Origin of the sequence: Actinomyces vulturis (assembly GCF_001687305.1) — a bacterium.
GTDB classification, from domain to species: domain Bacteria; phylum Actinomycetota; class Actinomycetes; order Actinomycetales; family Actinomycetaceae; genus Actinomyces; species Actinomyces vulturis.
In genome coordinates this window covers 278,037-303,002 of record NZ_KV700385.1, presented here as the reverse complement: position 1 = coordinate 303,002, position 24,966 = coordinate 278,037, and the positions used below count along the sequence as shown (strand labels likewise).

Genomic DNA, 24,966 nt, shown 5'->3' with positions numbered 1-24,966 from the left:
GGAGAAAGCAGATGACTAAGCGCAGCAAGGCTTACCGCGCCGCCGCTGAGAAGATCCAGTCCGGGATCCTCTACACTCCGGCTGAAGCGGTTCACCTGGCCAAGGCAACGTCCGTGACCAAGTTCGATTCCACTGTTGACGTGGTTCTCCGACTGGGCGTTGACCCCCGCAAGGCAGACCAGATGGTGCGTGGCACCGTCTCCCTCCCGCACGGCACCGGCAAGACCGCCCGGGTCCTGGTTTTTGCCCAGGGTGAGCGTGCACAGCAGGCCCTCGAGGCTGGCGCTGACGAGGTTGGCGGCGACGAACTCATCGAAAAGGTTGCCGCAGGCTACACCGACTTCGATGCTGCTGTGGCAACCCCCGATCTCATGGGCAAGGTTGGCCGTCTGGGTCGTGTGCTCGGTCCTCGTGGCCTTATGCCTAACCCCAAGACCGGTACCGTGACCATGGATGTGGCCAAGGCCGTTAATGACATCAAGGGTGGACGCATTGAGTTCCGCGTTGACCGCGCAGGCAACCTGAACTTCATCATTGGCAAGGTGTCCTTCACCGAAGAGCAGCTTGTTGAAAATTTCCAGGCTGCCCTCGATGAGGTTCTTCGACTCAAGCCAGCAACCTCCAAGGGTCGCTATGTCCTCAAGGCCACCATGGCTACCACCATGGGTCCAGGCATCCCCATGGACGTCACTAAGGCTTGATCGGATGATTGGTGCACCAGCCTGTCAAGGTTGATGCGTTAAACGTTATGGGTGGGCCCGGCACGCTTCGCGTGTCGGGCCCACCCGTGTATTGAAGCGAATAGGTTTTTCCTATTCTTGAGGCACGATACGCCTCGCATGGTGATGCTTTGGAGGAGAATCCCTTGTGCGTCAGAAGGCATGTTTTATCGCAGGTTTAAAAACGATTCATAGGCAATCCGTCATTGTGATGACAGTCAGATTCGTCAACCTGACATGAAGAACTTATATCTGGCATGCTATGAACTAGCCGAGCACACAGGTCCCCACCTGTGGAATTGTTCCCTACTCAGTTCTCCAAGGTATTCACCACACGAGTGCTGAGTCTCACCGTGCTGAATTAGCACTCACCCTGGAGTACCTGCCATGCATCCCATTGCCTTCGCCCTGGCATCATGCTGTGGTTTAGCACTGTGCGTGGTACTGGTAGCCAAGGCCCTCGGTAATCGACACGAAACCTATGTACGTCATCTGCCTGCTGGCTCCATCGTGGAAGATGAATGGCTGCTTGCTCCCAAAGTCCGTATCATCACCACTTTTATCTTGTGTGGCTTAATGATTGCTTGGATGGTTGCCTGCGGCATGGCTTATCCCCATACTGCAACGCTTCAAACTGCGACTGCCGGCTTTGCGCAACATCGCCCAGGGGTTGGAGTAATCGGTGCTACCTTGGCTGGCATTCGTATGATTGCCGACCTCCTTGTGATGACTTACCTAGTGGCCGCATCCGGTGTCGATTTGGTGTGCCACCGTCTGCCCAACCGCACCCTTGCTATCGCCGCGATGGCCGCGCTGATTGGGGCGCTGGCTTCGGGAACCATCTCCGGATTTGTCAGTTCACTGATCGGCGGGCTGGGGCTTGGTCTACTGGGTCTCCTTCTTCGCTTCATTGCCGGTGGGGGATTGGGGATGGGCGATATTAAGATGCTCGGTGTGATCGGCCTATGGCTAGGGCGTAGCGGACTTATGGCGCCGGCATGGGCGTTGACGATCAGTTTTCTTATTGCTGGCCCTATCGTCATTATTGCGTTGGCGGCGAAGAAACTTAGCCTCCATGACATGGTAGCCATGGGGCCGTTCCTCACTATTGGCGCATTTCTTGCTTGGGCTGCTGCTGCTGCAACACTCGCTTAAAGAACATGCTCGTGTGCAGCTGACCGGCAAGGTGCTCACAGCACTGTGAGCACTCACACCATGAATTTGCCCTTTGTGGCCTTGCGTGATGCTGGGGATTCGCCGTAGTCTGAAGTCTGCCAAAGACCGCAGGTACTCCGCGCAAGTGGAGCCAAGTCTGTGTCGAACACAAGCCAGCGCAGGTGAGAATCGAGAATCATCCTGGGAAACCAGGCCCTGACTACTCAGGTGGAATGTGAGTCCCGTGCCTTGCCGGCGCGGGACTTTTTGTTTGAACAGATCCTGCGGCTGACCACGGAAGGAGGGCCCATGGCACGGCCTGATAAGGAAGCGGCAGTTGCTGCGCTTGCGGACAAGTTCCGCGGCTCCAGCGCTGTTTTGCTGACTGAGTACCGCGGGTTGAGTGTGGCACAGCTGAAGACGCTGCGTCGCTCCCTCGCTGGTAACGCCGAGTACGCCGTGGTGAAGAACACGCTGGCCGCTATTGCGGCACGTGAGGCTGGCTTCGAAGAGTTCGCATCCGAACTCAAGGGCCCCTCCGCCGTTGCATTCGTCACCGGGGAACCGGTTGAGGCAGCAAAGGCCCTGCGTGACTTCGCCAAGGACAACAAGCAGCTCGTTATTAAGGGCGGCATGATGGACGGACAGGTGATGTCCGCCGCCGCTGTTGAGAAGCTTGCATCTCTGGAGTCTCGCGAGGTTCTGCTCGCCAAGGCTGCGGGTGCTATGAAGGCATCCCTGTCCAAGGCTGCGTACCTCTTCGCGGCGCCTGCCTCCAAGGCAGTCCGCACTGTCGACGCCCTGCGCGAAAAGCAGGAGACCGCTGCCTGATTATTCAGGTTGCACGCGTCATCCACCACCATCCCTGCGTCGCGCAGGACCCATAAAACTAGGAAGGAACGCCCATCATGGCGAAGCTGACCACCGAAGAACTCATCGAGCAGTTCAAGGAACTCACCCTCATCGAGCTCTCCGAATTCGTTAAGGCCTTTGAAGAGACCTTCGACGTGACCGCTGCTGCTCCTGCAGCTGTGGCCGTCGCTGCTGCCCCCGGTGCAGAAGCAGGCGCTGCTGCTGAAGAGAAGGACGAATTCGACGTCATTCTCGAATCCGCTGGCGACAAGAAGATCGGTGTCATCAAGGAGGTGCGCGCCCTTACCTCCCTCGGTCTGAAGGAAGCTAAGGACCTCGTCGATGGCGCTCCCAAGCCCGTTCTCGAAGGTGTCAACAAGGAAACCGCAGAGAAGGCCAAGGAGCAGCTCGAGGGCGCTGGCGCAACCGTCACCCTCAAGTGATTGCACCTCGCTAAGCATTTACCCCAACTCTGATAAAGAGATCTGGCGCTTAGCGATTTGAGCTTTACTACTGAGCCCCCAGCCATACGGCTGGGGGCTCAGTACATTCTTGATATGGCTACGAGCTTGATATGGCTACGGGGGAGCTCAAATACTCGACCCGCATTGATCATCGTGGAAACAGAAGAAGACGCTTATCTCATACCACCTAATGAGGCCTGATGCTGAAAGATAAGTACCTCTTCGCTGTGTTTATGAGGCTCATGCTGGTATCAACAATTTGATTAAGCCTTCACCACGACCTTGCGCAGGGGACTCACTAACATCGAACTTGCCACAATAACGCCCACAGCGAGCAGGGTGTAACCCACGGTCAGAAGAATCTGCAGGAAGGCGTTGGCCATGAGAGCGAAGGGCGCACCGAATATGAGGCCACCAATGACTGCTAAGGCAATAGAAATTGCGGCAGGAAGGGCAATTTCGAGGCGGCTCATCATGTCAATCGTCCGGCCAGTTGCCCCAATCCAGCGCAGAGCGCGGTCATGAGGAACTTGGTCGATGAGGCGAATCGCCTGAGTGAGCATGGTCGAGATGATTGATAGCACCACACTGATGCTCAAGGTCAGCAGGAGACCAGTACTCAGGTCACGCATGACGACGTTTTCGTAGGCGCTGGCATCCTGCGCGGTGCCGGCCTGGTCGATGGCATGCATTGCAGGGTACAGCACCGCGAACACAAAGCCGCTCAGTGCCACTGCACCGGTCGATCGCCACACGGCCTTGGGGTTATCAGCAATACGGCGTCCAGCAACCATCGCCGGTGCACTTGTCGCGGTGCGGGCAATAATCCGTCCCACCACACTCATGGACAACACTCCAATCGCATTCATTCCCAGGAAAATAACACCAAGGAAACCAAAAAGAATCGTGTACAGCATCACTTCAGAGTTACTCAATGCCAGGAGTTGACGACCGGCACCAAACCACGCAATTAACATCACCACCGTGATGATTGCCGGCAAGGGGTTAATCTTCATCGCTTCGCTGCGGCGCATTACGCCCAGGGGAGTAATGGATACCTTGCGCATTGCTGACCATGCCGACAGGGAAGCCAAAAAGAGCATGACCAGTGCGGCGTCGATAATCCAGGACAACGGAAGCATCATTTCGGATGCTGCCAGCGGAACATCCTGGAATGTGAGTAACTGCCACGCAGGCAGGACCACCAGGTAGAGGACGCTTCCTAGAATGATTCCGGCAGCGGCGTGAGCACAGGTATCGAGGATGCATGCCCACCGGGAGACGCTTGGCCCCACGCCTAGCAGGCGGAGCACGGCTACGTCACGGCTTCGGCGTTCCAGCCCTAAGCGAGCAGCGGCAACCGCCATCGACAAGATCGGCACGATGAGTAGCACACCAGCCACGCAGGCTGAGAGCAGGTAGATCCCCTCACTCATCGCCTCATTGACAGGGTTGTTGCTGCGCTCGAAAAACGTGTGAATACCACCTAGCACGCTGAGCAACACGGCATGGGGGAGAGCGAAAGCCGCAAGCATGATGAAGCTGGTTGCGCGATCTCGGCTGGCGAAGAGCGTCCGAGTCGTGATGCGAAGGGTAGTCAGTGAGGAGTTCATGCGGTGGCGCCTTCCAAGGCCGCGGGGGAAGAGGAGTCGATACGTTCGATAAGCCCGTCGCGCATGTGTGCAGTGTGGGGGAGGTGGGAGGCCACGGCCTTGTCATGGGTGACCACGACGAGGCTGGCACCCCACTGGCGGCACGCGCCGGAGAGCACTCCCATGACCTCGTGGCTGGTCTGCTGATCCAGGGCGCCGGTGGGCTCATCGGCGAAGACGACACGTGGCTGGTGGATGAGCGCACGAGCGATAGCTACACGTTGTATCTGGCCGCCGGAGAGTTGACCGGGACGTGCGCCAGCCATCCCCGCCAGTCCTAGGGAATCGAGAAGACGGCGTGCGTGCTCGATGGCTTCGCGGCGTCCAGTTCCCCCAAGCATTACGGTGAGTGCCACGTTTTCTTCGCAGGACAGTTCCGGCAGGAGATTGCCATCCTGGAAGACGAACCCGTAGTGGCTCAGGCGGAGGGCGGAGAGCCGGGATTCCTTCATTCCGGTCAGTTCCGTACCGTTGAGGCGGATGGATCCGGAGGTGGGGCGAATGACGCCGGCCAAGCAGTGAAGAAGGGTGGTTTTACCGCAGCCCGAGGGGCCCATGATTGCTAACTGGGTTCCTTGGGGGAGCGCGAGGTTGACTCCGCGTAGTGCGGGAACGGTGACGTTGCCGCGGGAGTAGTTCTTCGTTAAGTGCTGGACGCTCAGTCCAGACGTGGGGGTTGAGGAGTTCATGGTTCAACCATGCTCGGTGGGGGAGTAGCGGCGCTATGAGGTGACCCCCTGGTTCACCCCTGAACTTACCCTGATAGCGCGTTTCAATACGAGATACTTATTTCGTGCCTGTGTTGTAGTACCTCAGTGTCAGGGACAGTATTACCTGAAAAATAAAGGCGGGAGCGCCTAGGTTATCGTGGTGAACATGCTGTAGCCCTGATGTAGTGACAGGCATGTGAGTAGGTGAGTAATGGCTGGAAAATGCGTGGACGGCGTCGGAGAAAAGCCATCTATTATGCTCCAGTGTGGTGGGAATCGCAAGCCCATAAGTCCTTTGCGCCTAGACATGCTCACAGTGGGCGTGTACGCTAGCGCTTTGCGTCCAATGTGTGTATTGGTCAAAAATTATGCCCAACCGACCGGGCTACTCCGGCCGAAGAAGCGTGATTTTTCCCAGTAATCACGGGCGTTGTGTGATCCCCGATCTTAGGGAAGGATCCCCTTTTGGCTGCCTCGAGCACCTCTGCTGCACCCACCGCTGAAGATATCGCTGCGCGTATCGCGTCGCCCCGTATTAATTTCGCGAAGATTGGCGAGCCCATGCAGGCTCCCAACCTCCTCGCGTTACAAACCGAGAGTTTTGACTGGCTCGTCGGGAACGAGAAATGGCGCGCACGCGTCAAGGCAGCTAACGCTGCCCGTCCCGGCTCACTGCCTGAGATCTCCGGTCTAGAAGAGATCTTCGATGAGATCTCCCCAATTGAGGACTTTGGCGAAACCATGTCACTGTCCTTCCATGATCACCGCTTCGAAGAAGCCAAGTACACGGCTGACGAATGCAAAGAAAAGGACCTCACGTACGCCGCACCGCTGTACGTCGTAGCCGACTTTGCCAACTTCGCCACCGGTGAGATCAAGAGCCAGACGGTCTTCATGGGCGATTTCCCGCTCATGACCGAGCGCGGTACCTTCATCATCAATGGTACCGAGCGTGTTGTGGTCTCCCAGTTGGTTCGTAGCCCTGGCGTCTACTTCGAACGCACTACGGAAAAGGCCAGCGATAAGTTCCTGTACAACGTCAAGGTCATTCCTTCACGTGGCGCATGGCTGGAATTCGAGATTGACAAGTCCGATCACGTTTCGGTCCGTATCGACCGCAAGCGTAAGCAGGACGTCTCCGTCTTCCTCCTTGCCCTGGGCATGGACGAATCCGAAATCCGCAAGGAATTCGCCGATTACCCCGCACTGACCGCCCAGCTCGATCAGGACCGCAAGATCACCACCCAGGATGAAGCTCTCCTGGACATCTACAAGAAGATCCGTCCCGGTGAGCCGCCGAGCGTCGAAGCCGGCCGCACCCTGCTGGAGAACTTCTACTTCAACGCCAAGCGCTACGACCTGGCCAAGGTTGGTCGCTACAAGATCAACAAGAAACTTGGCCTGGCCGCAGACCTGACTGACTCTGTCCTCTCCATCGAAGACATCATCTCCACTATCAAGTACCTTCTGGCTCTCCATGAAGGCGCTGAGACAGTTCCAGGTGTACGCGACGGTGAAGAAGTTGACATCCCCGTCGAATTCGATGACATCGACCACCTGGGTAACCGTCGCATCCGCGCCGTAGGTGAACTCATCCAGTCCCAGATGCGTACCGGTATGAGCCGTATGGAACGTCAGGTGCGCGAGCGCATGACCACCCAGGACGCTGATGCCATCACCCCGAACACCCTGATCAACATCCGTCCCGTGACGGCTGCGATCAAGGAATTCTTCGGCACCAGTCAGCTCTCCCAGTTCATGGACCAGAACAACCCCCTGGCCGGCCTGACGCACAAGCGTCGTCTGTCCGCCCTGGGCCCCGGTGGTCTGAGCCGTGAACGCGCGGGCATGGAAGTGCGTGACGTTCACACCTCCCACTACGGACGTATGTGCCCCATTGAGTCCCCTGAAGGCCCCAACATTGGTCTGATCGGCTCACTGGCAACCTTCGCCCGTATCAACCCCTTCGGCTTCATCGAAACCCCCTACCGTGTGGTAGCCGATGGTCGCGTGACTGATGAGGTCCACTACCTCACCGCTGACGACGAAAAGCGCCACGTCATCGCTCAGGCAAACGCCCAACTCGATGAGTCTGGCCACTTCGTTGAGGATCACGTCCTGTGCCGTCTGGGCAATGGTGAACCCGCCCTCATGCCTATTGAGGACGTGGACTTCATGGACGTTTCTGCACGTCAGATGGTGTCTGTGGGTACCTCGCTCATTCCGTTCCTTGAGCATGATGACGCAAACCGCGCACTTATGGGTGCCAACATGCAGCGCCAGGCTGTGCCGCTTATCCGTCCCGATGCTCCTCTCGTGGGCACCGGCATGGAACGCCGCGCAGCAGTCGACGCCGGTGACGTCGTTGTCGCCACCAAGGCCGGTGTGGTCATGGAGGTCTGCGCAGACTTCGTTCGCGTCATGAACGATGACGGCACCGAAACCGTCTATAAGGTTGCTAAGTTCCTCCGCTCTAACCAGGGCAACTGCTACAACCAGCGTGTTGTGGCCTCTGAAGGTGAGCGCGTTGAGGTTGGCACTGTTTTGGCAGACGGCCCTGCAACCGACGGTGGCGACCTGGCTCTTGGCCAGAACCTTCTCGTGGCATTCATGACCTGGGAAGGCCTCAACTATGAGGACGCCATCATCATCTCCCAGCGCGTTGTTGCTGAGGACATGCTCACCTCGATTCACATCGAAGAGCATGAAGTTGACGCCCGCGACACCAAACTCGGTGCCGAGGAAATCACTCGCGACATCCCCAACGTCAGCGAAGACACGCTCGCTCACCTTGATGAGCGCGGCATCATTCGCATCGGCGCTGAGGTCCGCAGTGGTGACATCCTCGTCGGTAAGGTCACCCCCAAGGGTGAAACCGAACTCACCAGCGAAGAGCGCCTCCTGCGCGCCATCTTCGGTGAGAAGGCCCGCGAGGTCCGCGATACCTCCCTGCGTGTTCCCCACGGTGAATACGGCATCGTCATCGGCGTGCGTGAGTTCGTCTCCGGCTCTGACGACGATGAGTTGCCCGCAGGCGTTAACCGCATGGTTCGCGTCTACATCGCTCAGCGACGCAAGATCACCGTTGGTGATAAGCTCTCCGGCCGTCACGGCAACAAGGGTGTTATCTCCAAGATCCTGCCCGTTGAGGACATGCCCTTCCTCGCAGACGGCACCCCCGTGGACATCATCCTCAACCCCCTGGGTGTTCCTAGCCGTATGAACGTCGGCCAGGTTCTGGAAATCCACCTCGGTTGGATTGCCTCCCGCGGTTGGGATGCCACCAAGGCTCGCGAAGCCGGTGAAGAGTGGACCGCTCACCTGCCCGAAAACGGCATCAAGGCTGAGCCCCACACTCCCGTGGCAACCCCCGTGTTCGACGGTGTGCGCGACGATGAACTCATGGGTCTGCTGGACTCCACCCTGCCTAACCGTGACGGTATGCAGTTGGTTCAGCCCAACGGTAAGGCCATCTTGTTCGATGGCCGCTCCGGTGAGCCCTTCCCGTACCCCATCTCCGTGGGCTACATGTACATCCTCAAACTCCACCACCTGGTTGACGACAAGATCCACGCTCGCTCCACTGGTCCTTACTCCATGATTACCCAGCAGCCTCTGGGTGGTAAGGCACAGTTCGGTGGCCAGCGCTTCGGTGAGATGGAGGTGTGGGCACTGGAAGCTTACGGTGCCGCATATGCCCTCCAGGAACTCCTTACCGTCAAGTCTGACGATGTTAACGGCCGTGTGAAGGTCTACGAAGCAATTGTTAAGGGTGAGGACATCCCCGAACCTGGTATCCCTGAATCCTTCAAGGTTCTGGTCAAGGAAATGCAGTCCTTGTGCCTTAACGTTGAAGCACTTGATGCCGCGGGTAACGCCATCGCGCTTGATGATGCTGAAGATGACGGCGGCCGTCGTGTTGCTGAGGAACTTGGATTTGACCTGGGACGTCGCCCTGACGCCCGTTTGGTCGAGGAAATCTAGTCATACGGCCTCCCGCCAGGCCCCGTGGGAATGGGGCCGGCGGGTGGCCGCACACCGATTCACTCTGACTCCCAGTGTGAATCGCGTTCACCCAAACATTCCCGATGAGCAGAACTATCGGAAGTAGGAACTGTGCTCGACGCCAACGTCTTTGACAGGATCCACCTCGGCCTCGCGACCGCTGACGACATTCGCGGCTGGTCCCATGGTGAGGTCAAAAAACCAGAAACTATTAACTATCGCACCCTCAAGCCCGAGAAGGATGGCCTCTTCTGCGAGAAGATCTTCGGCCCCACTCGCGACTGGGAGTGCAGTTGTGGCAAGTACAAGCGTGTGCGCTACAAGGGCATCGTCTGTGAACGATGCGGCGTAGAAGTTACTCGCTCCAAGGTACGTCGTGAACGTATGGCCCACATCAAGTTAGCCGCGCCCGTGACGCACATTTGGTACTTCAAGGGTGTGCCCTCACGCCTGGGCTACCTGCTCAACCTTGCCCCCAAGGACCTTGAGAAGGTCATCTACTTCGCCGCCTACATGGTGACTGAAGTTGATGAAGAAGGCCGCCACGAAGATCTTCCCAGCCTCCGCAACGAGCTTGAAGTCAAGAAGAAGCACGTTGAGCAGGCCGGTGAGGCAGACGTCGAGGCACGCGCCAAACGTCTTGAAGACGACCTTGCTCAGTTGGAAGCTGATGGCGCTAAGAACGACGCTCGTGAAAAGGCACGTAAGACTGCCGAACGCGATATGGCCGCCATGCGCCGCAAGACTCAGAAGACCCTTGAACACATGGACAAGGTCTGGGATCGCTTCGTCTCCCTTAAGGTTGGTGACCTCGAAGGTGATGAAGTTCTCTACCGTGACATGGTTGCTGACTACGGCATCTACTTCAAGGGCGCTATGGGTGCTGAAGCAATTCAGCAGCGTTTGCGTACCTTCGATCTTGATGCAGCCGCCGAAGAACTCACTGAAATCGTTGCCAACGGCACTGGACAGCGCAAGACCCGCGCCATCAAGCGTCTAAAGGTCATCAACGCTTTCCGCGTCACCGGCACCGCCCCCGAATCCATGGTGCTTGACAATATCCCGGTTATCCCGCCGGACTTGCGCCCCATGGTCCAACTCGATGGTGGTCGCTTCGCAACCTCCGATCTCAACGATCTCTACCGTCGTGTGATCAACCGTAACAACCGCCTCAAGCGTCTACAGGACCTTGGCGCTCCCACCATCATTGTGAACAACGAAAAGCGCATGCTGCAGGACGCAGTTGATGCACTCTTCGACAATGGTCGCCGCGGTCGTCCCGTCACCGGCGTAGGTAACCGTCCACTGAAGTCTCTCTCTGACATGCTCAAGGGCAAGCAGGGTCGCTTCCGTCAGAACCTTCTGGGTAAGCGCGTGGACTACTCTGGCCGTTCCGTTATCGTTGTCGGTCCTCAGCTCAAACTTCACCAGTGCGGTCTGCCCAGCCAGATGGCACTCGAACTCTTCAAGCCTTTCGTCATGAAGCGTCTTGTTGAGCTCCGTGAAGCACAGAACGTCAAGGCCGCCAAGCGTATGGTTGAACGTTCCAACCCCAAGGTGTGGGACGTTTTGGCTGAGGTTATTCGTGAGCACCCCGTACTGCTCAACCGTGCGCCTACCCTTCACCGTCTGGGTATTCAGGCCTTCGAACCTCAGTTGATTGAAGGTAAGGCTATCCAGCTCCACCCGTTGGTCTGTGGCGCCTTCAACGCTGACTTTGACGGTGACCAGATGGCAGTTCACCTGCCCTTGGGTGCAGAAGCACAGTCTGAGGCACGTATTCTCATGCTGTCTTCTAACAACATCCTTAAGCCCTCCGATGGACGCCCCGTCACCATGCCCTCTCAGGACATGATCATCGGCCTGTACCACTTGACTAGCGAGCCTGATCCGGCTGTTGAGGTGGACAAGGATGACAAGGGCGAAGAGATCGTTCCTAGCTTCTCCTCTTTCGCTGAAGCCGTGATGGCATTCGACTTCGGAAAGCTTCACCTCAACGCAGCTTGCGATATCCGCTTCGAAGAGGGAATCACGGCTCCGATCGGTTGGAATGCGCCTGAAGGCTGGAGTGAGGGCGATCCCATCACCCTGCGTACCTCTCTGGGCCGTGCACTGTTCAATACTCTGCTACCCGAGACCTTCCCCTACGTCAACTACATCGTTGACAAGAAGAAACTCGGTGGGATCATCAACACCCTGGCAGAGCGCTACCCCCGTGTAGACGTTGCTACCAGTCTTGATGCTCTCAAGAGTGCAGGCTTCCACTGGTCCACCTGGTCCGGCATCACCGTCGCATTCGCTGACGTTGTTGCTCCCGCTGACAAGCCCGCCATCCTGGCTCGCTACGAAGCAGAAGCAGCAGATATCGAAGACCAGTTCGCCATGGGTGCGCTGACCGAGGATGACCGTTACAAGTCCCTCATCGATATTTGGACTAAGGCTACGGAAGAAGTTGCTCAGGCAATGCGTGAGAACTTCCCCGAGCGCAACACCGTGTACCGCATGGTTCGCTCCGGAGCCCGTGGTAACTGGGACCAGATCCGCCAGCTCGCAGGTATGCGTGGCTTGGTGTCTGACCCCAAGCAGCGCCTCATCGAGCGCCCGATTAAGTCCAACTACCGTGAAGGCCTCTCCGTTCTGGAGTACTTCATCGCAACCCACGGCGCTCGTAAGGGCCTGGCCGATACCGCTCTGCGTACCGCAGACTCCGGTTACCTCACCCGTCGTCTCGTGGACGTCTCTCAGGACGTTATCGTTCGCGAAGAAGACTGTGGTACTCGTAAGGGTCTGACTTCAGTTATCGCTACCCGCGACGAAGAAGGCAACCTCGTTCCCAGCGACATCGTTGAGACCACCGCCTACGCCCGTACCCTGGCACGCGATGCCGTGGACGCCGAAGGCAACGTCATTCTCGAAGCTGGCTCCGATATCGGAGACGTGGCCATCGAGAAGCTCATCAACGCTGGCATCGAAGAAATCACCGTTCGCTCCGTGCTCACCTGTGACTCCGGTGTGGGCACCTGCGCCGCCTGCTACGGCCGCTCTCTGGCTACCGGCAAGCGCGTGGACATCGGCGAGGCCGTCGGCATCATCGCCGCACAGTCCATCGGTGAGCCCGGTACCCAGTTGACCATGCGTACCTTCCACACCGGTGGTGCAGCAACCAGTGCTGACATCACCCAGGGTCTTCCCCGTGTTCAGGAGCTCTTCGAAGCTCGCACCCCCAAGGGTGAAGCAGCCGTGGCAGAAGCCGCCGGCCGCCTGCACATCGAGGACGACGCTGAAGGCAAGCGCCTGGTCATCACCCGTGATGACGGCGAAGAAGACTTGATCATTCCCGTATCCCGCCGCCAGAAACTTCTGGTGGTCGACGGCGATCACGTTGAACCCGGCCAGGCACTGACTGAAGGCCCCATCGATCCCAAGAAGGTGCTCCGCCTACGTAGTGTTTCCGCTACTCAGCGTCACCTCGTGGACGAAGTGCAAGAGGTGTACCGCTCTCAGGGCGTGGACATTCACTCCAAGCACATTGAGGTCATCGTTCGTCAGATGCTCCGCCGCGTCACCGTTCTCGACCCGGGCGATACTAACCTCCTTCAGGGTGACTTGGTCGACGTAATGTACTACCGCGAAGAGAATCGTCGCGTGATGGCAGAAGGTGGAAAGACTGCCTCCGGCCGTACCGAACTTATGGGTATTACCAAAGCGTCCTTGGCCACGGATTCTTGGCTCAGTGCCGCCTCCTTCCAGGAGACCACGCGAGTCCTCACTGAGGCCGCCATGAACGGACGTAGTGATACCTTGCTCGGTCTCAAGGAGAACGTCATCCTTGGTAAGTTGATCCCGGCAGGTACCGGTTTGGCTCGCTACCATGACATTGATGTGGAGCCCACTGAGGAAGTCCGTGCTCAGGCCATGGCCACTCCCGCATATGCGGATCTGGCTTTTGGTATGGGAGAAGGAATCAGTTTTTCTGATGACTTCACTACTGGGTTCAATGACAATTCCAACTTCCAGTTCTGATGACTTGTCATTGCTGAGTTGAGAACTTAGGTGTGGGGCCCGCTGACGTTATGTCGGCGGGCCCCACACGTGTCTTCGTTGTATTGATTTCTTCATATTCCACGTGATCATGCGGTGGGGGACTGAATGAACGAGGGGAAAAATAAGAGGTAGTGCCGTAGGTGGAGGGAGTTGGCACCATTGTTTTTAGAATCTATGGGCGATTGGGATAGCAGGAATTAGGGGAGGATTGCAGAAGATAAAGAAAATATGTTCGTAAGTACGAATTGGTTACAACTCTAACCATGGTGGCCTGAACACGGTTCTCCTCATTCTTGGTGTGCTGACGGTCATCGTCGCGATCATTGTTCATATCAAACTGTGCCTCATGACTGGCAGGTGTCTTCTAAGACCTGGATAGCCGCTTCAACTCTTGTATGTGGGACAGAATATTTTTGAATCCAAGAGTATTGCGATTGCCAAGGAGCATACGACTTTCAATTCACCATGCCTCGATGTGCGTGCTCTGATGGAATACAGGCCGTAAATGAGAGATAAGCCTTTGAGCAAAACTGTCATCCTGAGATGAAAAATTCGACATACTACAGATAAGCACTCACATATCGAGAGAAGAATCCGATGTCTTTTGAGTCTGTTAACTGCGCCAACGTTGCTCTTGTTGAAGACCACACGATCATTAGTGTGGGAGTTTCCGCCATTCTCAATACTGCCGATGATCTCAATTTTGTGGGCGGATTTCCCACCGTCAGGGCTTTCTTCGATCACTACCAAGACGCGGGTGGTCCCTTTCCTGAAGTAGTTCTTCTCGACTTGCGGTTGGGGGATGATTCCACCCCGGCAGGAAATGTGGCCGCCCTTTTGGCTGAAGGAATCGCCGTTATCGTCTACACATCGGGTGAAGACCCATACCTGGTGCGTCAAGCATGTGAAGCCGGCGTATTGGGGGTGGTGCGAAAAGCTGAAAGTCCTGACGTGCTCATTTCCACTATCCGCCGTGCTGTGGAAGGTGAACTTACGCCTTCTCTCGACTGGGCCAGCGCCCTAGATTCAGACACCGAGTTTGTTACCACTCGTCTCAATGACACTGAACGACTCATCCTCACCTACTACGCCAGTGGTGCGGCCGCTGATTTTATCGCACGGCGTATTCACCTCTCACCTAACACGGTGAATAAGTACATCGGCAATATTCGTAAGAAGTTCATGGATGCTGGCATGCTTGACGTGTCCCGAGTGGATCTTTTGCGTCAATCTCAGCGCGAAGGTTTGTTGCCTACATCCTTGGACGAACTCAATCATTCCATGGATGAATCTACACGCTAAACCTTATGAATAGCCGCATCTTTCAGGATGAACTTGGAGTCGAGCGCAGTGTACGCCTCATGGTGTTCATTGCCTTTTCTAGCCTGACTGTTTTTTATTACCTCGTTGAGGCGCCTGCTTTCATGACGCAGATCCTCAATCTCCCCGCTCCGGTGTTGTTTGGGGTTGTGTTGCCGTTCTTGGTGGCCCCACTTATCCCTCTCGTGACGGGTCTTTTTCTACTGGCTATGAAAAAACGAGGTATCCGCGGTGAAACGGTGGACTGGGGAGTGCGTCTAAGCGGATGGTTCTACATCATCGTCTATGCAGCCTGCGGTCTCATGACTTTTGTTGTCCATGATTACTGGCCTGGACTCTTTCTTCTGCCACGTATCGAAGGCATGCACGTCGTTACTACTCTGGCGTTGGGCGCCCCAATCGGCATGTGTGCGGTGATTTCATCCATGGGCATCACCGTTGTGGTCAGTCTGGCATTAAGCGTCCTTCAACTATTCATACGTATCCACGTCACGAATGAATCCATTATCGAAGCGCTCCTTGAGGGCAACACTAGTTTGCTCTTGGGTGGTATGTACGCGATGGCACTGATGTGGATTCTCAATCGCGCTGCTGAAATCGACGACCATGACATCACAATGACCGCAGATCGCACCTCCATGCTGGTCCTAGGTGAAGTGATGGCTTCACGACGCCGTGTAGGAGCTATCGTTCACGACCATATTATTGCTGCTTTGGTTGCTGCTCGTCAGGATTTACATGTCGACCGTTTGACGATTTCCCAGACGGCTCAGGGCGCATTGACTTGGATGATTCCGCAATCTCGAGTATCAGAACAGCGAGCAGCAAGTTTCGCCTCCTCCCAGAACAGTGCTGTAGATCATGGGTTGAATGATTCAGACAGTGGCCGAACTGCGCATGATTGTGCTGATTATCTGCGTGGCTGGATCGATTCTCACTCGGATACCTCAATCTCCTTTACGCTGCGCCGTGATATTCATACCAACGTCACCTTGCCATCGAACGTGTGGCATGACGTTATTAGTGCAAGTACTGAAGCCTTGCGTAATGTCCAACGTCACGCTCTAGGAAAGCGTAGTGAAGCGTACTCACCCTTGCTGTGTCGAATTGTTGTCACTACTCGTCAGCATGGCATCACTATCACTATTGACGACAACGGCGTGGGTTTTAACCTTCACGATATTGACCCCAACCACTTTGGAGTGCGTCAGTCCATTCTCGAACGGATGGATGTTCTCCCTGGAGGGCGTGCCCAGATTGTTACCGCACCAGGTGAAGGCACTAGAGTTCACGTCTCATGGGATGAAGAACCAGTCTCCGCCACTATGCGTTTGGTTCCACGGCGATACTTGCCTCTGATTCATCGGGATATGAGCAACGTCGTGGAGACTCTTTCCGGACGCATTGGTGTGAGTGTGTTCTTGGCATTTATGTGGTTTCACGCGCTCCTACGCGAAAGCCATTTTTCTTTCGACTCATGGCAAGCTCCCTCACCTACCATCGTCGCTGCCGCTTTGTACACCGCTGCCTTTATGGCCGCTTCAGAACGTGGCGATAATTTCTTAACCCGTCATCAGGGGTGGATTTGTGTGGGGGTCAGCGCCATCGTCCCGGGAATGCTTATGGCCGCACGTTCTGTGGATGGTCCCATTGGTAACGACGGGTGGATTGCTTCTTATGGTGTTCTCCTTGCCGCGCTTCTTATCATTCGTGGACGTGACGTTCTGGCTTTGAGTGTTTTTGTGCTGCAGATGATGTCTTTTGGAAGTGGTTTAGCGTCTCAGGGAGAAAAATCAGCCACCGTGCAATGGTGGGTAATCCACCAAAGCATTAATCTTCTTAATGTCTGGGTATGCATGATTGTGGTGGGGGTTACTGAGCAACGCCTCGTTTCTCGGCGTCAGCGCGCAGTAACTATCGATACTCAACGCCGTGCGCAAGCCGCCGATGCGCTGGCATGGACTCGTCTCCACACTGCTGTGATGAAGGAAGTTCGCCCCGTCATGGAATATCTCGCTGGAAATGAACCCGTGACTGACGAGATTCGTCACCGCAGCGCACAGTTAGAAATACACCTTCGTGATTGCCTACGTAGTCCTCGACTTGCACTTGATGATGACTTGCGCCCTGTGGTGAAAGATGCGCGCGTTCGCGGTATCAGTGTGGAACTCATTGATGACTCGGGATCGCGTCAGGCCGCTGAACCGCCTGCGCTACCAGCGGGTCTTCTTCCTAATGCAATTGAGGTTCTTCAACAGGCAGGTGAGGGGGATCGAGTGACTATCCGCCTCCTTCCTGATCGCAACCCGTGGGGGGCCGCGGTAAGTTCCACATCCGCTCAGCCGGAAGAAAGAGCGGATGTGTATGAACTCATTGAGCGCGATGAGCAAAACACAGATGAGGACATACGGGAAGGACAGGCATCTATGGCACATTGATAACGTGACCGATTCCATGAGGTAAAAAAACTTCTTGCCTAGACGCACTCCCAAATAGCTCTGTACCGTAGACCTCGGTGCCTAACAGGCCACCACCATTCCGTTCCCAGCCGCTGTGCGGTGATGAGGGTCTGCCTCAGCGGGAACCGACGGGCCCCGCCCAGGGGCTCCGGGCGCACACACGTTGCGAGCAATCGCAAAGCGTACCGGCAAAACCCCCTGCGGCAGTGCGCCTGTGTGGGGGCTTTTTTGTTGGGCAGCAGATTCCATAGTTCATAGCACTCGAGATGGAGAATCAGTAGTGCCTACCATTCAGCAGCTGGTCCGCAAGGGCCGCTCAACCAAGCGCTCGTCTTCCAAGACGCCCGCTCTGAAAGCCAGCCCGCAGCGTCGTGGCGTATGCACCCGTGTGTACACCACTACGCCTAAGAAGCCTAACTCCGCCCTTCGTAAGGTGGCACGTGTGCGTCTGTCCTCCGGTATTGAGGTCACCGCATACATCCCCGGCGTGGGTCACAACCTGCAGGAACACTCCATCGTGCTCGTGCGCGGTGGTCGTGTGAAGGATCTGCCCGGTGTGCGTTACCACATCGTTCGTGGCTCCCTTGACACCCAGGGTGTGAAGGGTCGCCAGCAGGCCCGCTCCAAGTACGGCGCCAAGAAGGAGAAGAAGTAATGCCTCGTAAGGGTCCCGCACCGAAGCGCCCCCTCGCCATTGACCCCGTCTACGGCTCACCCGTCGTGACCCAGTTGGTCAACCGTGTTCTGCTTGATGGCAAGAAGTCCACCGCCGAGCGCATCGTTTACGGTGCACTCGAAGGTGTTCGCGCCAAGACCGATCAGGATCCGGTAACCGTTCTCAAGCGTGCGCTGGAAAACATCCGCCCCGCACTCGAGGTTCGCTCTCGTCGTGTTGGTGGCGCAACCTACCAGGTGCCCGTGGAAGTTCGTCCCGCTCGCGCCACTACCCTCGCGCTGCGCTGGTTGGTGGACTACAGTCGTCAGCGTCGTGAAAACACGATGACTGAGCGTCTGATGAATGAAATTCTCGATGCATCCAACGGCCTCGGCGCCGCTGTGAAGCGTCGTGAGGACATGCACAAGATGGCCGAGTCCAACAAGGCCTTCGCTCACTACCGCTGGTAATTCAGCCCTACCGCTGTTTTCAGCTGGTTTTAAGCAAATCAAATCGAACGAAGGGTAAACCTCGTGGCACTCAAAGTGCTGACCGACCTCAAGAAGGTCCGCAACATCGGCATCATGGCCCACATTGATGCTGGCAAGACCACCGTCACCGAGCGCATCCTGTTCTACACCGGTATTAACTATAAAATCGGTGAAACCCACGATGGTGCTTCAACCACCGACTGGATGGAACAGGAAAAGGAGCGCGGCATCACTATTACGTCTGCTGCCGTGACCTCCTTCTGGAAGGGCAACCAGATCAACATCATCGACACTCCCGGACACGTGGACTTCACCGTTGAGGTGGAACGTTCCCTGCGTGTTCTCGACGGTGCCGTTGCTGTCTTCGATGGCAAGGAAGGTGTTGAGCCCCAGTCTGAAACCGTGTGGCGTCAGGCTGATAAATACAACGTTCCCCGCATCTGCTTCATCAACAAGATGGACAAGTTGGGTGCTGATTTCTACTTCTCTGTCCAGACCATCAAGGACCGTCTCGGCGCACGTCCTGTGGTTATGGAACTGCCTATTGGCGCAGAGAACGACTTCACTGGCGTGATCGACTTGCGTAAAATGCAGGCCGTTCTCTTCCCGGAGAAGGATGACAAGGGCAACGAAACTCGTGGATCCGTTGTCGAATACGCTGAAATTCCTGCTGAACTTCAGGAGAAGGCCGAAGAGTACCGCGAGGCCATGATTGAGGCCGCCGCTGAAGGCTCTGAGGAACTCATGGACAAGTACCTCAGTGGAGAAGAACTTACCGACGCTGACATTGTTGCGGGTATCCGTAGCCAGGTTATCGCCGGCGAGATCTTCCCCGTCTACTGCGGTTCTGCCTTCAAGAACAAGGGTGTTCAGCCCGTTCTTGATGCTGTTGTTGACTTCCTGCCTTCCCCCCTCGACATCCCCGATGTCCAGGGCCATGCTGTGGGTGATGAAGAAGAAGCCCTTAGCCGTGCAGCCTCTGAGTCTGAGCCTTTCAGTGCTCTGGCATTCAAGATTGCCGCACATCCGTTCTATGGCAAGTTGACCTTCATTCGTGTCTACTCCGGCAAGATCGAAGCTGGCGCGCAGGTTATCAACTCGACTAAGGGCAAGAAGGAACGCATCGGTAAGATCTTCCAGATGCACTCCAACAAGGAGAACCCTGTCGAGGTGGCTCACGCTGGTCACATCTACGCTGTTATTGGCCTGAAGGACACCACCACGGGTGATACCCTCTGCGCCATTGACAAGCCCATCATCCTTGAGTCCATGACCTTCCCTGACCCCGTGATTCACGTGGCCATTGAGCCTAAGACTAAGGGTGACCAGGAAAAACTCGGTGTTGCTATTCAGAAGCTCGCCGAAGAGGATCCCACCTTCACCGTTCGTCTGGACGAAGAGACCGGCCAGACCGTCATCGGTGGTATGGGCGAGCTTCACCTCGACATTCTCGTTGACCGTATGCGTCGTGAGTTCAAGGTGGAAGCAAACGTTGGTGCTCCCCAGGTTGCTTACCGCGAGACCATTCGCAAGAAGGTCGAAAAGGTTGACTACACCCACAAGAAGCAGACTGGTGGTTCTGGCCAGTTCGCTAAGGTGCAGGTCACTTTCGAGCCTCTCGATCCTTCCGAGGTCGAGGAAGGCGAGCATTACAAGTTCGAGAACGCTGTGACCGGTGGTCGTGTTCCCCGTGAATACATCCCCAGCGTTGACGCCGGTATTCAGGACGCCATGCAGACCGGTGTCCTGGCTGGTTACCCCATGGTTGATGTCAAGGCCACCCTTATCGATGGTGCCTACCACGACGTTGACTCCTCTGAAATGGCCTTCAAGATTGCTGGTGCCCAGGTCTTCAAGGAAGGTGCTAAGAAGGCATCTCCCGTAATTCTTGAGCCCATCATGGCTGTCGAGGTTCGTACCCCTGAGGATTACATGGGTGACGTTATTGGTGACTTGAACTCCCGTCGTGGCACCATCCAGTCCATGGAAGATGCTGCTGGTGTCAAGGTCGTCCGTGCCCAGGTTCCGCTTTCTGAAATGTTCGGATACGTCGGTGACCTGCGTTCTAAGACCCAGGGCCGCGCCGTGTACTCCATGACTTTTGATAGTTACGCCGAAGTTCCACGTAACGTAGCTGACGAGATCGTCGCAAAGGTACGCGGAGCCTGAATCGTGAGGTGATGTGGTGCGGTGTCGGAAATAAAATTAATTTTTTCCGGTGCCGCACCCACCCAAACGCTAACGGTGTCTCTGGCTTCGTGCCAGTAGCATTTCTTAGCGAGCAAGCTTAGGCTTGCAGGAGAACCGAGAACATAAGCCAACCGGCTGTGCGCGTAGCGCATCGTCTCGGACCCTAAAGATTCTGGGGGTGCTTACGTCCCCAGCTTGTGAGTATTCTCCCGTTCTTACGGCGAGGATTCACTCCCAAGCCCATAGTCCAGTAAGATTCTTAATAAGATCCAGTAGATACTCTGCTCATCCGTGGTATTCACGGACTTTGTATTGGGCCACGCCCAAACAAAGTGAGTAGACCTACCCGAGTCCTCAGGAGGACCCCAGTGGCCAAGGCCAAGTTCGAGCGGACCAAGCCGCACGTCAACATCGGAACGATCGGTCACGTCGACCACGGTAAGACGACGCTGACTGCCGCCATCTCCAAGGTTCTGCACGACAAGTACCCCGAGCTGAACCCCTTCACCCCCTTCGACGAGATCGACAAGGCTCCCGAAGAGCGTCAGCGTGGTATCACCATCAACATCGCTCACGTTGAGTACCAGACCGACAAGCGTCACTACGCTCACGTGGATGCTCCTGGTCACGCCGACTACATCAAGAACATGATCACCGGCGCTGCTCAGATGGACGGCGCTATCCTCGTTGTCGCCGCTACCGACGGCCCCATGGCTCAGACTCGCGAGCACGTTCTGCTCGCCCGCCAGGTTGGCGTCCCCGCCCTCCTCGTTGCTCTGAACAAGTCCGACATGGTTGATGACGAAGAACTCCTCGACCTCGTCGAGATGGAAGTTCGTGAACTCCTCTCCAGCCAGGACTACGACGGCGACAACGCCCCCGTTGTCCGCGTTTCCGCCCTCAAGGCCCTTGAAGGTGATCCTGAGTGGACCGCCAAGGTTGAGGAACTCATGGAAGCCGTGGATGAGTTCATCCCCGAGCCCACCCGTGACATGGACAAGCCCTTCCTCATGCCCATCGAGGACGTCTTCACCATCACCGGTCGTGGCACCGTTGTTACCGGTCGTGTTGAGCGCGGTAAGCTCCCCATCAACTCTGAGGTCGAAATCCTCGGTATTCGCGAGCCTCAGAAGACCACCGTGACCGGTATCGAGATGTTCCACAAGTCCATGGATGAAGCATGGGCAGGCGAGAACTGTGGTCTGCTGCTCCGCGGTACCAAGCGTGAAGATGTTGAGCGTGGCCAGGTTGTGTGCCTCCCCGGCTCCATCACTCCTCACACCCAGTTCGAGGGCAACGTCTACATCCTCACCAAGGATGAGGGTGGCCGTCACAACCCCTTCTACTCCAACTACCGTCCTCAGTTCTACTTCCGTACCACTGACGTGACTGGTGTTATCACCCTCCCCGAGGGTACCGAAATGGTTATGCCTGGTGACACCACCGAGATGACCGTTGAACTCATCCAGCCCATCGCTATGGAAGAGGGCCTCGGCTTCGCTATCCGCGAGGGTGGCCGCACCGTTGGTTCCGGCCGCGTTACCAAGATCCTCAAGTGAGTTACGCGCTTTAAGCGCAACTCAATTGATCATCTGATCAGTTTTTCCCTTTAGCGGGAGGACCCAAGGGCCCCGCCACTTATGTGGCGGGGCCCTTTTGTCTGCGTAGGAATATGACTGGCAAGTTGATGTATAGACCTGAGCGGTTACTTATGCCTGGACATCACATATGTTGTGCGTAAGTTGCATCTCTTTACGTAGCAATTAGGTGAGTCGGCAATGTGGAGCCTCCGAATGATCTCTATTTGTAAGCGTAGAGCTGCAATTCGAGAAGATTGGACTTCGTCAACCTAGCAGTGCGTTCACCCTCAATTTCAGGCAATACTTAAAAGGTTTCAGCATGTGGGGGAGTGGAAACTTGATGATGGCTTAGGGGGGATATGCTTGGCCGTGTTACCTCTCATCCACGTGCGACACGCCCGAGCGCGGGTGTCGGGTGGTGGGCTTCACAGGGGTTTTAGGGCTTCTCGACTTTTCATGCCTAGGTGGAGACTGATAACGTTGGCAAGTCGCCTTGAGCAGGTCTGCCTGCTGGCGGCCATCTTGAGAGCAATTCTTGTGGCATCAAGTCACACATACCGCTCCAAGAACCTAGTTTGACGGACTTGATCACAAGATCGAGTTCCGTGTGTCCAGACCGATCCTCACATCATTGTGGTGGTTCGAGTATGTCGCTTTTTGCGACACGCCCGAACGCGTGGACCGGTCATCGAAAGTATGAGAGAGGTTAGGCGCCATGGCGGGACAGAAGATCCGCATCCGGCTCAAGTCCTACGACCACGAGGTCATCGATAGTTCGGCGCGCAAAATCGTCGACACTGTGACCCGTGCTGGTGCAACAGTCGTAGGCCCGGTGCCGTTGCCGACCGAGAAGAACGTGTTCTGCGTTATTCGGTCGCCGCACAAGTACAAGGACAGCCGCGAGCACTTTGAAATGCGCACGCACAAGCGGCTGATCGACATCATCGACCCGACTCCCAAGGCTGTTGACTCGCTTATGCGTCTTGACCTGCCCGCCGATGTCAACATCGAGATTAAGCTCTGAGGATTCCTGCCATGACCACGATTTCCACGCCGGCTGCCGCCGCGCCCGCTAAGGCGCTGCTCGGCACCAAGCTCGGCATGACGCAGATCTGGGACGAGAACGGTATCCTCCGCCCCGTCACGGTCGTCCGCGTCGATAAGAACGTTGTAACCCAGATCCGTACCGTTGAGACGGACGGATACGAGGCTGTTCAGCTCGCATTCGGCGAGATCAACCCTCGTAATGTCACCAAGCCCCTCACCGGCCACTTTGATAAGGCTGGCGTAACCCCTCGTCGTCACGTCGCTGAGGTTCGCACTTCCCTCGCTGGTGAATTCACCGTTGGCCAGGAACTGGCTGCAGATACCTTTGAAGTTGGCCAGTTGGTTGACGTTACTGGTACCTCCAAGGGTAAGGGCTTTGCTGGTGTCATGAAGCGCCACGGGTTCAAGGGCGTCTCCGCCTCCCACGGTGCTCACCGTAACCACCGCAAGCCTGGTTCTGTTGGCGCCTGCGCCACCCCGGGCCGCATTTTCAAGGGCCTGCGCATGGCCGGTCACATGGGCCACGCACGCCGCACCGTTCAGAACCTCAAGATCCGTGGCGTAGACGTCGAAAAGGGCGTTCTTCTCGTCAACGGTGCGATCCCGGGCCCCAAGGGCTCCGTGGTCGTGGTTCGTACCGCCGTGAAGGGGGCCTGAAACCATGTCTGACGTTCTGACCGTCGACGTCGTTGACTCCACCGGCAAGAAGACCGGCACCGCCGAACTTCCTGCAGAAGTCTTCGACGCAGTAACCAACATTCCGCTGATGCACCAGGTTGTGGTGGCTCAGTTGGCTGCCGCCCGCCAGGGCACTCACGCTACCAAGACCCGCGGCATGGTCCGCGGTGGTGGACGCAAGCCTTACCGCCAGAAGGGCACCGGTCGTGCTCGCCAGGGTTCAACCCGCGCTCCCCAGTTCGCTGGTGGCGGCACGGTCCATGGCCCCCAGCCCCGCGACTACACCCAGCGCACCCCCAAGAAGATGAAGCTTGCTGCTCTGCGTGGCGCTTTGTCTGACCGCGCTCGTAACGGCCGCGTTCACGTCATCACCGAGTTCATCACCAATGACAAGCCCTCCACCAAGAGCGCTCTGTCCGCGCTGCGTAACCTCACCGAGCGTAAGGCTTTGGTTGTTATCGCACGCAACGATGATCTCAGCGCCCTCAGCCTGCGTAACGCCCCTGAGGCACACGTTCTCTGGGCCGATCAGCTGAACACCTACGACGTTCTCGTGAACGATGACGTCGTCTTCACTTCCGCAGCCCTGGATGCATTCCTCGGCAACGGTGAGGAGGAATCCAAGTGAGCCTCGAGAAGACCAAGAACCCGCGCGACGTCATCGTCGCACCGGTTGTCTCCGAAAAGTCCTACGCCTGCATGGATCGTGGCCAGTACACGTTCCTCGTGGCACCGGGAAGCAACAAGACTGAAATCAAGCAGGCTGTTGAGTCCATCTTCGGTGTCAAGGTTGCTTCTGTGAACACGGTCAACCGTGTTGGCAAGACCCGCCGTACTCGTTCCGGTCTGGGCAAGAGCAAGGACACCAAGCGCGCGATCGTCACGCTGCGCGAGGGGACCATCGACATCTTTGGCGATGTGGCTGAGTGAGCCACGGAAGGTAAA

Annotated in this window: 18 protein-coding genes; 16 read left to right on the top strand and 2 right to left on the bottom strand. The window is 56.6% G+C overall.

The genetic code is table 11. The features are described from left to right. The first annotated feature begins 11 nt into the window (after positions 1 to 11). From rplA to rplL, 4 genes are all read left to right on the top strand, one after another. Positions 12 to 701, top strand: coding sequence for a 50S ribosomal protein L1 (rplA, locus tag A9753_RS01230; RefSeq protein WP_067779050.1), 690 nt, complete (start codon positions 12 to 14; stop codon positions 699 to 701). A 405-nt stretch (positions 702 to 1,106) separates the two neighbouring features. Then, a complete protein-coding gene (locus tag A9753_RS01225) occupies positions 1,107 to 1,874 on the top strand; it encodes a prepilin peptidase (protein WP_067779048.1) in 768 nt (255 codons plus the stop codon). 309 nt (positions 1,875 to 2,183) lie between these two features. Next, entirely contained in the window at positions 2,184 to 2,705 is a 522-nt protein-coding gene (rplJ, locus tag A9753_RS01220) for a 50S ribosomal protein L10 (protein ID WP_067779046.1), read from the top strand. A 77-nt stretch (positions 2,706 to 2,782) separates the two neighbouring features. Then, entirely contained in the window at positions 2,783 to 3,169 is a 387-nt protein-coding gene (gene rplL / locus A9753_RS01215) for a 50S ribosomal protein L7/L12 (RefSeq protein WP_067779043.1), read from the top strand. 284 nt (positions 3,170 to 3,453) lie between these two features. Here the strand turns inward: rplL and A9753_RS01210 are convergent, their stop codons facing one another. Together A9753_RS01210 and A9753_RS01205 are read right to left on the bottom strand one after the other, a co-directional pair. Continuing rightward, positions 3,454 to 4,803 (bottom strand): ABC transporter permease family protein, encoded by a 1,350-nt coding sequence (locus A9753_RS01210; RefSeq protein WP_067779040.1) that lies wholly within the window; start codon positions 4,801 to 4,803, stop codon positions 3,454 to 3,456. After that, positions 4,800 to 5,531, bottom strand: a complete 732-nt coding sequence (locus A9753_RS01205) for an ABC transporter ATP-binding protein (RefSeq protein ID WP_067779037.1) — start codon at positions 5,529 to 5,531, stop codon at positions 4,800 to 4,802. Before A9753_RS01205 ends, A9753_RS01210 begins: the two co-directional genes overlap by 4 nt. 486 nt (positions 5,532 to 6,017) lie before the next feature. Between A9753_RS01205 and rpoB the strand changes: the two genes are divergently transcribed. The 12 genes from rpoB (at position 6,018) to rplW (ending at position 24,951) form a co-directional block, all read left to right on the top strand. Then, positions 6,018 to 9,536 (top strand): DNA-directed RNA polymerase subunit beta, encoded by a 3,519-nt coding sequence (gene rpoB / locus A9753_RS01200; RefSeq protein WP_067779034.1) that lies wholly within the window; start codon positions 6,018 to 6,020, stop codon positions 9,534 to 9,536. A 132-nt stretch (positions 9,537 to 9,668) separates the two neighbouring features. Continuing rightward, positions 9,669 to 13,580, top strand: a complete 3,912-nt coding sequence (locus tag A9753_RS01195) for a DNA-directed RNA polymerase subunit beta' (protein WP_067779031.1) — start codon at positions 9,669 to 9,671, stop codon at positions 13,578 to 13,580. Positions 13,581 to 14,198: 618 nt separating this feature from the next. Then, positions 14,199 to 14,903, top strand: coding sequence for a response regulator transcription factor (locus A9753_RS01190; RefSeq protein ID WP_067779028.1), 705 nt, complete (start codon positions 14,199 to 14,201; stop codon positions 14,901 to 14,903). A 5-nt stretch (positions 14,904 to 14,908) separates the two neighbouring features. Next, the gene (locus tag A9753_RS01185; RefSeq protein ID WP_067779025.1) at positions 14,909 to 17,359 is read left to right on the top strand and encodes a sensor histidine kinase; all 2,451 of its coding nucleotides are present in this window, start codon (positions 14,909 to 14,911) and stop codon (positions 17,357 to 17,359) included. Between the two features lie 301 nt (positions 17,360 to 17,660). Next, positions 17,661 to 18,035 carry a 30S ribosomal protein S12 gene (gene rpsL / locus A9753_RS01180; protein ID WP_067779022.1) on the top strand — a complete coding sequence of 125 codons (375 nt, stop codon included), beginning with the start codon at positions 17,661 to 17,663 and terminating at the stop codon, positions 18,033 to 18,035. Then, positions 18,035 to 18,505 (top strand): 30S ribosomal protein S7, encoded by a 471-nt coding sequence (gene rpsG / locus A9753_RS01175; RefSeq protein WP_067779019.1) that lies wholly within the window; start codon positions 18,035 to 18,037, stop codon positions 18,503 to 18,505. The genes rpsL and rpsG overlap by 1 nt, the downstream gene beginning before the upstream one ends. 63 nt (positions 18,506 to 18,568) lie before the next feature. Further along, positions 18,569 to 20,695, top strand: coding sequence for an elongation factor G (gene fusA / locus A9753_RS01170; protein WP_067779016.1), 2,127 nt, complete (start codon positions 18,569 to 18,571; stop codon positions 20,693 to 20,695). A 389-nt stretch (positions 20,696 to 21,084) separates the two neighbouring features. Then, positions 21,085 to 22,275, top strand: a complete 1,191-nt coding sequence (tuf, locus tag A9753_RS01165) for an elongation factor Tu (protein WP_067779013.1) — start codon at positions 21,085 to 21,087, stop codon at positions 22,273 to 22,275. A 736-nt stretch (positions 22,276 to 23,011) separates the two neighbouring features. Continuing rightward, positions 23,012 to 23,320: a 30S ribosomal protein S10 gene (gene rpsJ, locus A9753_RS01160; RefSeq protein ID WP_012867945.1), complete on the top strand. Its 309-nt coding sequence runs from the start codon at positions 23,012 to 23,014 to the stop codon at positions 23,318 to 23,320. 11 nt (positions 23,321 to 23,331) lie between these two features. Further along, on the top strand, positions 23,332 to 24,000 hold the full coding sequence (rplC, locus tag A9753_RS01155; RefSeq protein WP_067779010.1) for a 50S ribosomal protein L3: 669 nt from the start codon (positions 23,332 to 23,334) through the stop codon (positions 23,998 to 24,000). Between the two features lie 4 nt (positions 24,001 to 24,004). After that, complete coding sequence (gene rplD / locus A9753_RS01150) at positions 24,005 to 24,649, top strand: 50S ribosomal protein L4 (protein WP_067779007.1); 645 nt, start codon at positions 24,005 to 24,007, stop codon at positions 24,647 to 24,649. Further along, positions 24,646 to 24,951: a 50S ribosomal protein L23 gene (gene rplW, locus A9753_RS01145; protein WP_067779004.1), complete on the top strand. Its 306-nt coding sequence runs from the start codon at positions 24,646 to 24,648 to the stop codon at positions 24,949 to 24,951. The genes rplD and rplW overlap by 4 nt, the downstream gene beginning before the upstream one ends. Positions 24,952 to 24,966 lie beyond the last annotated feature (15 nt).